The organism is Vibrio sp. T3Y01 (assembly GCF_013114525.1).
Classification (GTDB): domain Bacteria; phylum Pseudomonadota; class Gammaproteobacteria; order Enterobacterales; family Vibrionaceae; genus Vibrio; species Vibrio chagasii_B.
On sequence record NZ_VTXJ01000030.1, the window covers coordinates 1 to 14,763 of the forward strand.

14 protein-coding genes and 1 pseudogene are annotated in these 14,763 nt (G+C 37.9%); 10 read left to right on the top strand and 5 right to left on the bottom strand.

Features of this window, described 5'->3' with window-relative positions; all coding sequences use genetic code 11:
- The 3 genes and pseudogenes from F0232_RS22800 to F0232_RS22810 form a co-directional block, all read right to left on the bottom strand.
- Window positions 1–438 (bottom strand): annotated as a pseudogene (locus F0232_RS22800) (hypothetical protein); the annotation flags it as partial.
- Between the two features lie 162 nt (window positions 439–600).
- Window positions 601–1,455 carry an EamA family transporter gene (locus F0232_RS22805; RefSeq protein ID WP_171750978.1) on the bottom strand — a complete coding sequence of 285 codons (855 nt, stop codon included), beginning with the start codon at window positions 1,453–1,455 and terminating at the stop codon, window positions 601–603.
- Window positions 1,452–2,222: a class I SAM-dependent methyltransferase gene (locus F0232_RS22810; protein WP_048660744.1), complete on the bottom strand. Its 771-nt coding sequence runs from the start codon at window positions 2,220–2,222 to the stop codon at window positions 1,452–1,454. The genes F0232_RS22805 and F0232_RS22810 overlap by 4 nt, the downstream gene beginning before the upstream one ends.
- Window positions 2,223–2,437: 215 nt before the next feature.
- Here F0232_RS22810 and F0232_RS22815 point away from each other — a divergent pair, with 215 nt between their 5' ends.
- From F0232_RS22815 to F0232_RS22830, 4 genes are all read left to right on the top strand, one after another.
- Window positions 2,438–2,968, top strand: coding sequence for a hypothetical protein (locus tag F0232_RS22815; RefSeq protein WP_171750979.1), 531 nt, complete (start codon window positions 2,438–2,440; stop codon window positions 2,966–2,968).
- 33 nt (window positions 2,969–3,001) lie between these two features.
- A complete protein-coding gene (locus F0232_RS22820; protein WP_171750980.1) occupies window positions 3,002–3,634 on the top strand; it encodes a LysE family translocator in 633 nt (210 codons plus the stop codon).
- A gap of 138 nt (window positions 3,635–3,772) precedes the next feature.
- Entirely contained in the window at window positions 3,773–4,294 is a 522-nt protein-coding gene (locus F0232_RS22825; protein WP_057620359.1) for a GNAT family N-acetyltransferase, read from the top strand.
- A 609-nt stretch (window positions 4,295–4,903) separates the two neighbouring features.
- Window positions 4,904–5,521 (top strand): LysE family translocator, encoded by a 618-nt coding sequence (locus F0232_RS22830; RefSeq protein WP_057620357.1) that lies wholly within the window; start codon window positions 4,904–4,906, stop codon window positions 5,519–5,521.
- Between the two features lie 133 nt (window positions 5,522–5,654).
- Here the strand turns inward: F0232_RS22830 and F0232_RS22835 are convergent, their stop codons facing one another.
- Together F0232_RS22835 and F0232_RS22840 are read right to left on the bottom strand one after the other, a co-directional pair.
- Complete coding sequence (locus tag F0232_RS22835) at window positions 5,655–7,133, bottom strand: ABC transporter ATP-binding protein (protein WP_216608335.1); 1,479 nt, start codon at window positions 7,131–7,133, stop codon at window positions 5,655–5,657.
- Window positions 7,133–8,296: a YcaO-like family protein gene (locus tag F0232_RS22840; RefSeq protein WP_171750981.1), complete on the bottom strand. Its 1,164-nt coding sequence runs from the start codon at window positions 8,294–8,296 to the stop codon at window positions 7,133–7,135. The genes F0232_RS22835 and F0232_RS22840 overlap by 1 nt, the downstream gene beginning before the upstream one ends.
- Window positions 8,297–9,563: 1,267 nt before the next feature.
- Between F0232_RS22840 and F0232_RS22845 the strand changes: the two genes are divergently transcribed.
- From F0232_RS22845 to F0232_RS22870, 6 genes are all read left to right on the top strand, one after another.
- On the top strand, window positions 9,564–10,118 hold the full coding sequence (locus F0232_RS22845; protein ID WP_171750982.1) for a hypothetical protein: 555 nt from the start codon (window positions 9,564–9,566) through the stop codon (window positions 10,116–10,118).
- Window positions 10,119–10,238: 120 nt separating this feature from the next.
- Window positions 10,239–11,381: a Shedu anti-phage system protein SduA domain-containing protein gene (locus F0232_RS22850; RefSeq protein WP_171750983.1), complete on the top strand. Its 1,143-nt coding sequence runs from the start codon at window positions 10,239–10,241 to the stop codon at window positions 11,379–11,381.
- 162 nt (window positions 11,382–11,543) lie between these two features.
- Window positions 11,544–12,407, top strand: coding sequence for a DUF2971 domain-containing protein (locus F0232_RS22855; protein ID WP_171750984.1), 864 nt, complete (start codon window positions 11,544–11,546; stop codon window positions 12,405–12,407).
- A gap of 132 nt (window positions 12,408–12,539) precedes the next feature.
- The gene (locus tag F0232_RS22860; RefSeq protein WP_171750985.1) at window positions 12,540–12,911 is read left to right on the top strand and encodes a hypothetical protein; all 372 of its coding nucleotides are present in this window, start codon (window positions 12,540–12,542) and stop codon (window positions 12,909–12,911) included.
- A gap of 502 nt (window positions 12,912–13,413) precedes the next feature.
- The gene (locus tag F0232_RS22865; protein ID WP_171750986.1) at window positions 13,414–14,373 is read left to right on the top strand and encodes a radical SAM protein; all 960 of its coding nucleotides are present in this window, start codon (window positions 13,414–13,416) and stop codon (window positions 14,371–14,373) included.
- Window positions 14,370–14,762: a DUF6375 family protein gene (locus tag F0232_RS22870; protein WP_171750987.1), complete on the top strand. Its 393-nt coding sequence runs from the start codon at window positions 14,370–14,372 to the stop codon at window positions 14,760–14,762. Before F0232_RS22865 ends, F0232_RS22870 begins: the two co-directional genes overlap by 4 nt.
- Window position 14,763: the final 1 nt, after the last annotated feature.

The window sequence follows — 14,763 nt, forward strand, 5'->3', positions numbered from 1 at the left end:
CTGACCGTTCGCGACGGAGACCTGTGAAGGAGTCACGGTGATCGCAGTGATGACCGCGTTGGTGACCTCCACATCCACAGTATTACTGGTGATGCCATCTTTGAAGGCTGTAACAGCTATAATACCCAACGAATTGCCTATTAATTTGCCCGGTTCTACGAAGTATCCAACTTTCTTGTTATTGGAACGCCAAATGTTTAAATTAGTTAACTCCTTTGAAGAGTTATCAGAATAATAACCTATCGCGACAAAAGATTGTTTATTACCTTTCACCAGCGTTAATAGGCTTGTTCCCTGAGTTCTTTCCGAAGAGGCACTAATATCGATTCGTTCTAGTGTTATGCTTGATTTTAATTCTTTCTTTTCTTCTTCCGACTCTAGAGGACAGCCTGTCAACAAGAAGATAGAGAAGTAAAGTAATAATTTAAGTATATTCATAATTAACACAAAATCCAAAATCTTAAAATTTAAAATAGACTTCTAAGTTTCAAACAAAGGACAGGCGTAAGGGGAATCATTTAAGATAAATTATTATTTTTTTTGGTCAAGAGTTGACGTCAGGGTTGATTTTTAACTTGGAGTTCTGAAAATAAGTGTACGTTATGAAGCCAAAGTCAAAATTCCAAGGGTGGCGAGTAAACAAGAGACTATTTTCCTTGTAAGGTTAGTGTGCTCTTTTAAAAAGAAGTAACCAAAAAAAATATCGAGGATAAAGGCACCTTGGAATAAAGCCATGACTAAACTAAAAGCGCTAGTGTTGAGCACTTTTAAGAGAAGATAGTAGCTTGCCGTACCACAAGTAGCTGTTATTACCGCGTTAGCTAGAACTTTTTTGATTAACCCATAATGAACTTTAAATAGTAGAGGCGTCAAAAGAGCAGTTCCAGAAAAACCGATGAAAAGGATAATGCTAGAGGGTAAGTACATCGTAAGTACTTTATCAATACCTATAGCTATAGTGAGAAATATTGGGGCGAGCCACGCGTGCAAATTGTTTGAAAAAAGAAGACCTATTTTGTTATTTTTACTGATGAGTAGTGAGGCGATAAGTATGAGCATAACGCCCACTATTTGAAGGAAAGTAAGTTTCTCATTTAAAAAGCTAACTCCGAAAATAGCACTCCAGATTATCTTTGTTTTAGAGATTATAGAGACAACGCCTAATTCAATTGAAGTACGAGCCCTGAAGGTCGAGTATGCAAAACCCATCCATGAGAAAATACTGAATATACTCAAAACCAACAGCTCCAAAAGTTTACTTTTATTGTCGAGTGTTGTAGGGATTTGTTTGATTTCGAATGCAACAAACAGCGCAGCTAGTACACTGCATGTTATTTGATAGGCTAGTAAGTACTCATTGCATAAATTATTTTTCTTAAGGAAGATTCGTGATATCCATTTGTCTAATGAACTTAAAATAATAGCTATAGCTAGTATGGAGTATGAACTTATCATTGTTTCTCAATGTGAATCGAGGTCTTGCATTTTATGAGTTCAAATAGTTTTCGGTTATTGGGGCTACTCTCTTCTCCTTTAGTAATAGCAACGTGATTATAATCAGTTTCAATTTTAGCTATGACATTTGGAATGACGCTTTGAAGCATGAGTAATTCGAAAACCAATTTACTTAAAGGCGTTCCGGGGAAAAACTCTTTCTTTTGAAACTCGCCCGGCCAATGCGCCCACCCCCAATCTTCTATGATGTATATCCCACCTGATTTTAGATAAGGGAATGATGTCAAAAAGGCGGCTTTTGTTGGTTCATATAAATGGCTGCAATCATCAATAATTAGGTCTACATTTTTTTTGGGGAAGTGTGATTCTAATATTTGAATGAGCTTGTCTGTATGATCTTGCTTTACTCCACAATAAGGCTCTATTACCGAGTGTGCTGAAGACCCCTTTCGGTATTGACTTAAGGCTGGGTGTTCTTGGCGTTCGTCTATGCCTATGATGGAGTCAGGGGTGAAAATCTTATCGAGTAAAACGAGACTAGCACCGTGATATAACCCAAACTCAATAATGTTCTTTGGAGTCAAAGGTGCACAGATTCGTGCCATTGATTTGGCGAATGAAGGATCTTTAACTAGAACGAAATTATTTTCCGTAGTTTTCTTTTTTGGACTCCCCCAAGAAACCAAATTAAATCCAACTTCATCAATAGAGAAGTGTTCTTCATTATGCCAGCGTATTTTATCCCAAGGGTCATTATAGTTATCCATATCTCATATATGCCTGATGATTTTTGACTTGTGATTCTAGGGTATGTATTGATTTTCAATTAATAAATTATCAGTTAATTATTAATTAAATCGATATTAGTGGTTTAGTTTACCGTAAGTGATTTTATGTTTTCGGTGAAATTATGATGGTATCGAGGTACTTATTCTGTAGTTATTTATCTATGGGTAAAATGTGGCCTCAATTGAGGACACCTTTGGCATTAGCAATCCTGCAAGAGGGAGATAAGTTAATAATGCACTATGGTTCTTTTAACTTGAATGAGTTGGAGTTGAGTGACAATCAGGTACAGGTGTTAGTGGAAAGCGCCATCAGAGAACACAAAAAATATAATCTACCAACGAAATATTTGACGCTTGAAAGTATGACGCTCGAATGGGAAAAAAGTCTTAAAGCGGCAGATACTCTCGTTGATAGCTTTGAGCAACAAATTACAAGTAGGTCTGCTCATAGCAGAGTTAATTTTCTGAGACATAAAAGTAGTTCCGAATTTTTTGAAGTAATTGAAAGGAATATTTTCTTGCTTAAACAAGATAAAAATTCTGCCAAAAAGTTTCGTGAGTCATTTTCTTCGGTGAATGGTAAAGAAGTTAGGTGTACTCTGGTCGCAAAGATGAGAGATAAATTACTCGCGGTTCGAGGGGGTCAACAAACGGAATTTCATCAATTGGCTGCCTTAGGGTTGGAGAAGAGAAACTTCAATATGGAAAGTAATATTGGAGAATGAAATGGTTAAAAATAGAAGAGATTTTGAATAATAATGACTTCAAATACGGAATTGTTTACCTACTTAGTTGTTACTTTGTTATATGCGTTCATGCCCGGTCCGGCGATGCTTTATAGTATTGCTCAAGCGGTATCAGGAGGGAAGAAAGTAGGAATAATGGCCATTTTTGGCCTTCATCTAGGAGGGTATGTCCATGTGATTTTAGCTGTATTAGGTTTGTCTTCGGTGCTTTTAGCTAATCCTACTCTCTATTCCGTCATTCAAAAGTTAGGAGCTCTTTACCTCGTTTGGTTGGGGTTCCAGCGTATCTATCTAACTAAAAAGTTAAGAGTTACTTCTCGCGAAAATAATATGGTCTCTCCTAAAAGAACTTTTATTGAGAGTGTTATTGTCGATGTCCTGAACCCTAAAGCCGCAATTTTTTATCTTGCTTTTTTGCCACAGTTTGTGAATGAAGTAGGTAGTCTTGCTGTTTGGCTGCAATTACTTATTTTGGGAGTTTTTACGAATTTAATGTTTAGCAGCGCGGATCTTTTAAGTGTTTTGATGGCTAGTCATCTACATAAAAGGTTTCAAGCAAGAAGTCACTGGGTTGATTTTTTCTCAAGGTGGTCTGGAAGTATTTTTATACTGTTAGGTGTTATGGCCTTGGTAAACTCTTCGTGAGTTTAGGGCCACTGCTCAATTTAAATTTGCAAGTTTCAAAACTGAATACACAATCAAAACGTTCATTACTGGCATGTAATACCAAGTGATAAATTTAACTTTCTGGTGTTTCGCCCGATAGCTCTTACGAGGATGAGTATGAAAATCGTATATGAAATTAATGTGACCGAAAAGCAGCATAAAGAAATAATGATGTTGCGGAATCAATCATTTCCAAAGCATCAAGTTGGGCGTTCCTACTTTAAACAACTCCCTCACCTTCGTGCGCTACAGTATGAAGGAGATGTGCTTGTCGGGTATCTCGGATTAGATTATCGGGTAATAAAAGTTGGGAATGAAGTACACAAGGTTTTGGGGATAGTCGACTTTTGTGTTGCTGAACATTATCGGGGTCAAGGGATTGGTACGTTTATGTTATCCGAGGTTTCCTTGTTTTGTGAAGGTAAGGGGGTAGACTTCATCATTCTTGTCTCAGAGCTACACAGTTTCTATTCAGCACGAGGGTATATTCAAGTCAAGGGAACCCACTCTTGGTTAAGGCTTCATGAACACACGAATTATGGTGTTGCTGTTGAACATGTTGATGAGCTTTATATAAAGCCAATGAATGCAAAGAATTGGGGAGATGGCCATCTTGACTGGCTTGGCTATATGTACTAACCACAAAGGACGAACAAACGTTTGAGAGTCTCAAGATACTTCGTTTAACCTTATGGCTTAATGTAAGGTGCCTAAGCTGTTTGTGTCCCAAAGCTTCTTAGAGTTCTCAAGCCGCATTATTTAGCACCTCATTTTTAGCAAATCAATCTAATCGTAATACCTGGACGGGATTCGGGAAAATTCCGAAAAACTCCGTTTAAAAAGCGTAGAGACTTGCTGTTATTTTTAGGCTAAATAGTTTGGTAACCAGACTCGATGAGTTTGTCGCGTTTTAAAATTGAAGTGGTTATGTGGCTCTCACAAACTCTCATCGCACTTGTTGAGTTAGGCTTTTTCGCACAGTGAGTGTTTTTCGTTTGAAAGCGGTATTGTCTGTCGTTTAGCTGTGATTTCAGCTTTGTCATTAGCCGTTTGCTATAGTGTCAAGGCGAAATCGGTTTGTGAAGTAAGTCTTAACAAACTGCTCAAACGGATAAATAAACGCGTAGCATTGTCGGGATGGTTGGCTGAGGTGTTTAAGGTATGAGCTTTAAGTTAAGTGGTGGGATTATTTGCCGCTTAGCAGAGCGACATGCATCTTGGTGATATTAGAAAGCTTAAGGGTAAATAATGGACTATTTATTGTTTCTACTGATTTGTATTGTTGCTACTTTTTCTCCCGGTCCCGCAGTACTTTTAGTTGTGAAAAACTCAGCCGTACATGGGCTAAGAAAAGCGATGTGGGGTATTGGAGGAAATGTTGCGGCTATGATTACAATGGCTTGCTTATCTGCTGCCGGTTTGGGTGTTGTCATTTCAGCATCTGAGCCGTTATACCATTCAGTGAAGATTCTTGGAGGCTTATACCTCATCTATATTGGTATCAAGACTTGGCGCTCAAGTACTCAGGTAGCATGTATGCAACCTAATACGTTAGATGGTGTAAGTCGATATAAGTTATTGGGTGAAGCGTATATTGTTGGAGTCACAAATCCAAAGGCAGTTATCTTCTATATGGCTCTATTCCCTCAATTTATTGCCTTTGAACATTCTTTTGCAAAGCAGTTTGTTCTTTTGACTTTGACGTTTGCATTTCTCTCATTTGTAGCTCTTTCAATGTATGCAATAGCGGCTAACAAGTTAAGTGTTCTACTGATGAAAGAAAAAGTAAGTAAAGCGTTTAACAGAGCTACAGGCGGGATATTTATAGGGTTTGGGCTATCGTTAATTACGAGTAACAAAGCATGACTACTATTTCTAATGCAATAAATTGTAACTACAATCGTGATGACCAAGCAAATTTGTAGAGAAGAGCCTTTATATGACAGAATCTCATAAATCATGAGAGGTATAATCTCTTATCTTTAGCAATTTACGGATATTAATCTAGAGTGATGACTTTATCGAAGTGGTCTAAGTAAGAACTGTCGTGTGTCACAACAACCAACTTAGTTTGTGGTTCTAAGAGACTAAAAATTATCTCCCACAAACCTTGGCCTGTTTCACTGTCTAAGCCTGTTGTTGGTTCATCCAGTAGTAACAATTCAGGGGAATGAATATAGGCTCTAAGAAAACACAGCCTACGCTTTTCACCGCCACTGAGGTTCTGACCGTTACCTTGTAGTTCAGAATCTAATGTTAACCTAGATGATAGTCCTACTTTGTCTAGCTGACTTGTCAACCAATCATTATCCATCTTTTTTCCAAGGGAAAGGTTTTCATAAACACTTCCCGAGAAAACAAAATTGTTTTGCTCTAGGTAGTTAGAAGAGAGGTGAGATACGGGCGTTGGTGTTAATAAACCTGCAAGAGTATCGAGTAAGATTGTTTTACCTTGTCCACTTCTACCTATAACGGCAACGGTATTTATATTTGGTTTCGCCAACTCTTCTAGGACCTGATTCAATACTTGGCTAACTTCAGTTAGCTTCTCTTCGTGAGCTAAGATCCCTTTTAAGGCTGAAAAATCTTCACGACTTTGGTCAAGTAACCTATATACATCTAATAACCCAGTAAAAGCCCTTGTTAAACTAGCAGATAAAAGCAGCGCAGTGACGAGCTGTCCAGCATCAGAGTGTTGTTCTGGAAACAAGTAGAATATGAACAAGGTGATAATGGAAAGCGATATTAAGCTGTGTGTCGCTATAGCGACACCATCAAATACACTCCTACTGACCGCAAGAGATACAGTTGCTTGTCTATAATTTTCAAAGAATGGGCCTAGACGTTTTTCAAAGAACCCTTCGACACGATTTGATTGAATCGTACGTATACCAGAAAACACACCAACAATTTGATCGAGTATTTCATCCTCTGCCTCATTAACTCGACTGATGTGAGGGCGCCTTAGCCTAATAATTAGAGTTTTAATCATTGTGGCTATCATTAGGACAAAAACTACAAGAGTAAAGGTCAACCATCCACTAAATAAAATAATCGCGCAACCTAAGGCAAACAACTCAATGGCTAAAGGTAAACCTCGAGAGACGCTCAGGTTTATGAACTGTTCATAAGATCCTAGACCTCTTTCAAACTTACTGGCTAATGAACCAATCTCTAAGCGTTTAAAATGACTAAAGGGTTTTCGTATTAACTGACTAAATAATGTGCGTGATTTAGTTTCGACGTTGAGTTGTATCTCCTGTTCAAAAAAATATGTAAAAAAAGGAGATATAATAATAGTCACTAATGTAGATAACAGTAGATAATTTAACAAACTCCCCAAGCCTTCCAACGTGGGGGATTGAGAGGTAATATTAATTATCTGTCCGATTAAATAAGAAGGTAAAGCCAGATTTGCTTTAATTAAAAGCAAAACAGAAAAGAGTGAAAAATACTTTAGATAGGTAATTATCGGCATTACTTACGTCCCAGAGGGACGACTAGTTTCCCTTTATCTATAATGTTGAAACGCTCTAAGCCGGGTATATATGTAGATGTAAGCCAGATTTTTTCCTGACCAAATGCGGTATGGACAAGTAAGTCATACTCTTTCTCTTTAATAGAACTTAATAGACTTCCGTAATGGTCCCTAAAATCCATTGAATCTTGTTTCAGGTTAGAGAAATCCATAAGAGGTAACCTGTCTAACTTTGAAAGATCTGTAATTTGACATAGCTGATCGTATTTATTTAGAAACTCGGTTACCTTAAGATCACAATCAAGCTCGGCGTCGTCATAGTTTTCTATATTTTGAACGAGTTCTGAAAGTGCTCTTTCTATCGCATGAAATTCTGAATATGAAACTCCAGACGAGCGAAATGCCATAGGGCTAGCAGTAGAAGGCATTACACACGCACAAAAATAGGAATCGAATAGCGTAGTAGACATGATAAAAGAAACTTCATCAATATTGGGGAGAGAAAGCTGATATTTTTGCAACAGTTCTTTTGGTGGGATGATTCGATAGAATTCACCCGTATACTCAGAAAAACCTATGTACTGTTTATATAATTCGCTTAAACAATGGCGCTCGACAACTTCGTTAGCACCATGAAGCACTGTTTCCTCAAATGAAGATCCTGACGCCCAACCACTGTTGGATGTATATTTATTAAGAAAGCAATACGCATCATTTGGCTGAAGAGTTTCAATGTAAGAAGGATTAACTAAAGTTTCAGGTACAAGGTATTTTTCTAAGGATAAAATAGAGCGGTAGTTTGAGAATTTCAATAAATCATTGTCGTACTCCGTCAGAGTCTTTCCAAAGAGACATTGAGGGTGGCAGTTCTTTGATCTTAACCAGTCCTTTAACTGAACTACCTCAATATGAGAAGAAGTAAAATGATGCTTCAACATCATGTGCTCAAAAGCTTCAAAATAAGCTCCTGTTACCGCCCAACTCCCTTTCCCAGAACCACTTGACAATGGGCTGCCTGTTGAAGATGAAAGCTCCACAGTTGCTACCAGATTGTCTTCCGTAGTGTAAAGTGAGGAGTGAAGGTTGTGCTCCTTTAACCATAGTTTAATCGCCTCGACAGCTTGCCGACTAGTGAACTCACGTTCTATTGGATATAGGCACATATGACACTCCTCAAGATTTGAACTTAAGCTAAGAAGGCGAGGAAATCGCGCTCTCTGCTATTTTTTTTGGTGCTCTGCTCTGCAAAGCAAAATTCAAGATTTGGACCCGTTGGACCGTTAATTTCTGAACGTTTGTTACCCATAATTTCTTCTCCTGAAAATATTAATTTGTTTGACTGTATTAAGCTATTGACAGTCAAACAAATTTTACATCACTAGTTTAAATGTCTATTGTTTATTTATTGTTTATTTATTGTTTATTTATTGTTTATTTATTGTTTATTGCGAGAGCTAACAGGGAATTGTAGAAAGGATAGAAATATATTTATATCACCATGGAAAATTCTTTGCTTAGGTTGTGTTGTGGGTTGGTCTTATATTGACTTGATAATATCTTTACTTCCGAGGATGTGGGCATTAATGGTTTAATTATTAATAAATAATATTAAAATTTAATCCCATATTAAGAGGGTGTTTTTATTTAAAGTAATATAATAGGGGAGTATATCGGACGTTACTTACCTAATTACCTAAGCGGATTTCCTAGTCTAAAACGGGAGCAAAGTTTACGTTAACGTATTTTTAACTTAAGAGAGTAATTAAGCTCAGCCACAAGGAGGTTAGCAACAATGGTTTATCAATGGGCAGTGTTTCGTCATCAGCGTCCTATTTTGGGGGCGGGGTGTGAATTTTTTGTTGTCATACTCGCTCTTTTATCAATAGCTTTACCTCTGATATATGAAGAAAGCTTATTGATGCTGGGAATATCTTCAGGACTTGCCATCATCTGCTTTATTCTATTTTTACTTTTTGCCCAAAGTGACAAGCTCCGAAGGTCTATGTCTAACTAGAAAAATGGTCTTCTTAAAGGAAGATAAGTCCCTGTTCTTGGGTATTTAAGCCCTGCGATTCCCCATACTTTTGGGTTCTAATTATTTTACTAATTGAGCAAAGCCGCTTGGTAGTTATGATACGACAGAATCGCTTGGTGATCACAGAGAACTAGCTACCGTGTCTAGCTCGGATCTGCCCCAATCCTTCTTAGCCTTATCGAACAGACTGCCTAGCAAGTACTGTAAGAGACCAAACAAATCTAATCCGTATTTTGGGTTCTTATACAGAATTTTTCCGTGGTTCGCCTCGTAACTCTCTGTCGATTAACACAACAGGCTGATAGCAGTTGAGTTTCATAATGAATACAAGCAACATAGACGGAATGCAAAGACGGAAAAATTCCGTCTATAAACGTTAGCACGCAGTGGGAATTATGACGTATAAAATCAGAGAAAACTGCATTTTCGAACATGTTGATGTTTATGAAAGTGAGGATGAACTTCATGCTTACTTGAACAAGATCAGTGCTCCTTTCGGCTTAATGATCATGGAGTTCAATGCTCTCGAAGATGAAATCACGATTTGCCTGACTGAAATCTATGAATTGCTCGATAAATCTATTGATATAAAAGCTCTTAGTAAAATGTACAAAGGCAAACTAGACAGGCTTGTTCAGCTGTATAAGGTTCTTATTGGCTCAAATCATGAGCTAGGGGAAGCACTTACTAGTTTGGTAAACTTACTTGACGATAGTGGTAATTCAAGAAATCAATTTACTCACGCAAGCTGGTTGTACGCATCACCCTCTAAAGGGGTTGCATGCTCAAAAGATAAGGCTACTTATCGTAAATTTGAATTGTCAGACATTCAAAATACCCACAATACAATCACAAAGGCACGGGCGCACTTGATTCACTTCCACCATCGAGTAAAGCGTGCTAACAATAAATTTAAGAGAGATTCTCAATGCTTGGCGCCTTCACTTTAAGCTAGTTAAGTGTTTATGGCACAATGCTTTAGGTAAGATGTTAGCGTTGTTCACACAGATGGTCTCCCCCTGTTTTGCAAGTCAGCAGCTGCCAAATTAACGATAGATAAGAGGTTATCGGTGTTTGAAATTCCAAATTTTAAACCTACAGAGGAAGATGTGATTAGAAACTCTAAGTTAGAGACTCTCTATAATCACACCTTCGAGAAAGGTAGGTTTTTCCAAGTTATTTTCTCTGACGAAGAAGAGTTACATATTCAGTTAGCTCCCCGAACAATGATGAAAGTTGTATATCTAAAAGAAAAAGATGACATCGAAGGCATTAAGCTATGCAAGTTAGTCAGCGGTCAGGAAAAGCAAGTTATTGAACTTTCCAAGTTCAATATGCAGCAATTGAAAACGTTCTTGAATTTCATCCAAGAACTTGATTTGAAGGGGATAGCAGAGCGACGTATTAAGCTATCCGATGATTCAATGGATGTGCTTGATGCCGAGACAAAACAGAAAATAACCACACTACTCTCAGGTTCTGATGGTGGAGAAGTTGTTAGAGACTTACTGTCGCAAGGAATGATCACTACTCAGGATCTAGTGAATACGGGTTATCGGAAGTCGCAGTTAGAAATATTCAAAAAACTACTGTCTTCAAACTATCTACCCCAGTACAAAGTCGATATCGGTAAGCCAAATACAAAAGACGAGACTGCATGGCAGCATTTCTTCGCAGTGAATCAATGGATATTTGGTTATGGTTTAGACTACCGATTCCAAGGTATCTTACAAAAGGAATTTCACGCATCTGATACTAATGCGGGTGGCAGTGAAGGTGTTATTGCAGATTTCTTAATGGGTGACACTAAATTCACAACGTTTGTCGAACTTAAGTTACCTACAACCCCATTGTTTGGAACTGCTCAAAATAGAGCGCAGAGTTGGAAACTATCAAAAGAATTGATGGAAGCTTACTCACAAATTCTAGAGCAAAAAGCTAGCGGAACGCTCAAGGTTGAAACAACTCGAGATCTATATGCAGACGATTACAGCGAAATAAATCAGAATGCTTATGACTCGAAAACAGTTCTAATTGTTGGTAGCTGGGCACAAGTTGATAATTCAGCGGAGCCTCCAGGCATCAAAAAAATGAAGCGAAAAACTCTCGAACTTTTCCGTCGAGACTCTCGAAACGTAGAAATCATTACCTACGACGAGTTATTTGAAAGAGCATCATTCATTGTTCTTAATGAGCATAGTGCAAACAAATAGAACGCTGCTAACAGATGCTTAAGAGGGATTCCAACCAAAGCTTGCCGAGTTCAATGCTAATCGTTAACTCATGTGATTACGGTGTGTTAGTTTAGCTTTAGTGGTTGCGTTACTTGCCCATCAAGCGGGCGTTATATTTACAATGAAATTAAGAGGTTAAAATTGGCTAAGGTAAAAATTGGCGATAGTGTAGATCATTCAATGCCGCTATGGCGCTATATGTCACTCGATAAATTAATTCACCTATTAGAAACAGATAGTTTCTACTTTACACCTCTTGAAAGTTACAGCAATTCAGACCCGTTTGAAGGATATATACCTCAAAAAGCATTCGATTTGTTTGGAAAGATATTCGCAACAGAAGTTAAAGAGCTTCAAGAAGTTTATCAAGTATTTGAAAGCCAATGCATGACGGAGGGTACAAGCCCACCAGAGCTTCAAAAAATGAAAGAAGGCATTGACGGTTTAGGACAAAAGGTAAAAGAAACCTACAAGTTGCTACATAAAGGAATTACTGTTAATTGTTGGCATGCTAATCCTGTTGAATCAGAAGCCATGTGGAAGCTTTACTCAGATAATGGAAAAGGCATTGCAATAAGAACAAGCGTTTCTAACCTTAGTGAAGCTCTCACACATTTTGAACAAGATGTCTTGGTTCAAATGGGCGCCGTTAAGTATATGGACTTCAATGACCCTAGCATAGACGGTAGAGACTGTGTAACTGATGGGCATCTTGCGCCTTTGTTAAAACGTAGTTCGTTTAGCCACGAAAATGAAGTGAGGTTATTTGTTTCCCCTAAAGTTGATATAGAAAACCCATACATGTTCAAGGCAAAGCCCAATGTGGTTAGTGCTTCAGCAGAAAAAGTTATAGAGGCTGTATACATATCACCGTTCGCGGGTGAACCTTATACTTCGAGTGTAAAAGCCATTTGTAACAAATATAATATCCCTCATGAAATAGTTTGCGAATCCAATTTACTGAATGGGCATGAGGCTCTATTGGAAAACATCGTTGCTTGGTAAATATAAAAATTTAAGAGTGACTCAGCACTCTTGCCATTTTTGGTTTGGATTAAGTTCAGTGATTACGGTGTTCAATCGAGTATAGTGATAGCGTGCCTCACCTTAATTGGGCCATAAAACAAGGAGGTTATTGTGGAAGAAGAATACTATAAGAAGTCGGTTGAAGGCTTCGAAGTTGTTACCGAGAAAGGTAAAGATCCCGAACCATTTATGGTCTCATCTGATGGTATAGACTTTGAGCAGCTTAAAGTTACGACCCTCAAAAAATTTACGGATACAGTTAAAGCAACTGAGGAACTTTCTGAAAAGGAGCGTAGTTCTGTATTGGATTACATTTCAGATAATGCAGAATTAGTTAGTGGAGAGCTTGAATCATTCGTTAATGACCAAGAAGCAATTGTAAAAGCTCATGATTACTTAACTTCTATTTTTGTGGACTTTCCTTCAATTTCGGAGCTTGCGGATGTTTTGATACAAGTCCTTCTGAAGTTATTGGGAGGCTGACGAAATGTTTCATAACAAACGACCATGGTTCGGCTTTGCCTTACTCAAAATAATCCATGATTAACTAAATTAGCAAAGCCACTGACACGGAAATGTCCAGAGGCTTCATTAGCCTGAAATTTTACTCGTGGCACTTTTCTTTCAAAGTGCCAGTTAGCTCAGATCTGCCCCAAAATGAGTTTTGACTATTGTTATAACTCATTACAAAATCTCGTAGTAGACAAAGATTTGATGTCAATTTAAATTGTTCGAGAAAGTCTGGTGAAGATCTCACTAGTGAGTTACGCGTTTATATTTAGCCACATCAAATTGTTACAGTAAGATTGACATGTCTCATATGTATTTAGTCTCATTATGAATAATATGTACTCGCCATCTGTAGGAGTGAATTTTATAGGTAGGGTTGGCATGTTTGAAGTGAATAAAAGTAACCCTTTAGTTATTCGTTTCATCTTATGCTGATATTGCACGCGATCTAACCGTTTAAGGTAATGGATAAACTTTGTACATAAAGAATAAAAATAGCGTTACCCAACACAACGAGTTCAAAATTAGAAAGGGGCCTGATGGTGTCCACTTATTTAGCCGCCAAAATGGGCTTAACATACTTCTAGATGATGAAATCCCACCTGAGTCCGATTGGACTCTTAGTCCTAGGCAGGTTTCTATCGCACTTACTAATGACTGTGACTTGAGGTGTGCGCATTGTTATGCGCCAAAGCACCGTTCAACTCTGGATAAAAGTAGAGTAAAAGATTGGTTGCTTGAAATGGATAGTATGGGTGTGTTTGGTATCGGCTTTGGTGGAGGTGAGCCAACATTGCATGGAGACTTGATTGAACTTTGCCAGTTTGGACAAGAAGAAACCAAGCTAGCAATTAGCTTTACGACGCATGGTCATAGTTTAACTCCTGAACTAATATCTCAGCTAAAAAGTCATGTGAACTTTATTAGAGTAAGTATGGATGGAACTTACAGTAATTATGAGTCTATAAGGAAAAGATCATTTAAGCAGCTGTTAAGCAATTTAGAATTGTTGAAAGGGCGTATCCCATTTGGGATAAATTACGTAGTTAACAGTAAAACTATTGACGACTTACCAAATGCCTTGGAACTGTCCAAGGAGCTAGGTGCCGATGAGTTTCTGATTTTACCAGAGGTACCAGTGGGGTTTGGTAAAAAAATCGATGATGTAACACTAAGTAAATTAAAAGAAATTGTCGACAGTCGAAGCCTAACGATAAAAAGTATGAGGGTATCTATAAGCTCTGATTACAAAAATCAATTTGTCACTGCTATCGGTCTTCAGAAAGAGAGCGACCTGCAAGGCTTTGCGCATATAGATGCGTCAGGTGTTTTTAAGTTGAGTTCATTTGACAAGAATGGAGTTCCTATAGGTGGAGGTTCCCTCACTAATGCTTATCGTCAGTTAACAAATACTATAAGGGTTGAATTAGAATGAAAATTTGGCAGGGCTACGGTGCGGAGCACTCTTTAAATCTAGTAATCGTTGGTGCGTTCAAGGATGCAGAGAAGGCTGAAAATTTTGAGCAATTAGTATCAACGATTAGTTCTTTTCTATGTAGTGATGAATCGAATTTTGACGTGGATGCAGATAGATATGGTGATGAAGTGCTTGAGTTCCTTAGCAAGCAAAATCTGTTTTGTCTTTCACCCCAACAATTAGCGCAATTTATGTATGACCAAAGTCTCGAAAGAAAAGGTTCAAAGATAACCATATCGTCAGATGACGATCTGAATGCATTCATCTCTTTACTGATTCATGAAGGAGCGAAGGTCGAATGCTTTTCAGCACACGATTATCCTGATTTAGTTAAACAAGAGGATTAAA

Bases quoted from the DNA above. Each gene is read 5' to 3' on its own strand.
- F0232_RS22805 (WP_171750978.1), bottom strand. From the start codon at position 1,455: ATGATAAGTTCATACTCCATACTAGCTATAGCTATTATTTTAAGTTCA.
- F0232_RS22870 (WP_171750987.1), top strand. From the start codon at position 14,370: ATGAAAATTTGGCAGGGCTACGGTGCGGAGCACTCTTTAAATCTAGTA.
- F0232_RS22820 (WP_171750980.1), top strand. From the start codon at position 3,002: ATGACTTCAAATACGGAATTGTTTACCTACTTAGTTGTTACTTTGTTA.
- F0232_RS22835 (WP_216608335.1), bottom strand. From the start codon at position 7,133: ATGCCGATAATTACCTATCTAAAGTATTTTTCACTCTTTTCTGTTTTG.
- F0232_RS22825 (WP_057620359.1), top strand. From the start codon at position 3,773: ATGAAAATCGTATATGAAATTAATGTGACCGAAAAGCAGCATAAAGAA.
- F0232_RS22845 (WP_171750982.1), top strand. From the start codon at position 9,564: ATGACGTATAAAATCAGAGAAAACTGCATTTTCGAACATGTTGATGTT.
- F0232_RS22840 (WP_171750981.1), bottom strand. From the start codon at position 8,296: ATGTGCCTATATCCAATAGAACGTGAGTTCACTAGTCGGCAAGCTGTC.
- F0232_RS22830 (WP_057620357.1), top strand. From the start codon at position 4,904: ATGGACTATTTATTGTTTCTACTGATTTGTATTGTTGCTACTTTTTCT.
- F0232_RS22810 (WP_048660744.1), bottom strand. From the start codon at position 2,222: ATGGATAACTATAATGACCCTTGGGATAAAATACGCTGGCATAATGAA.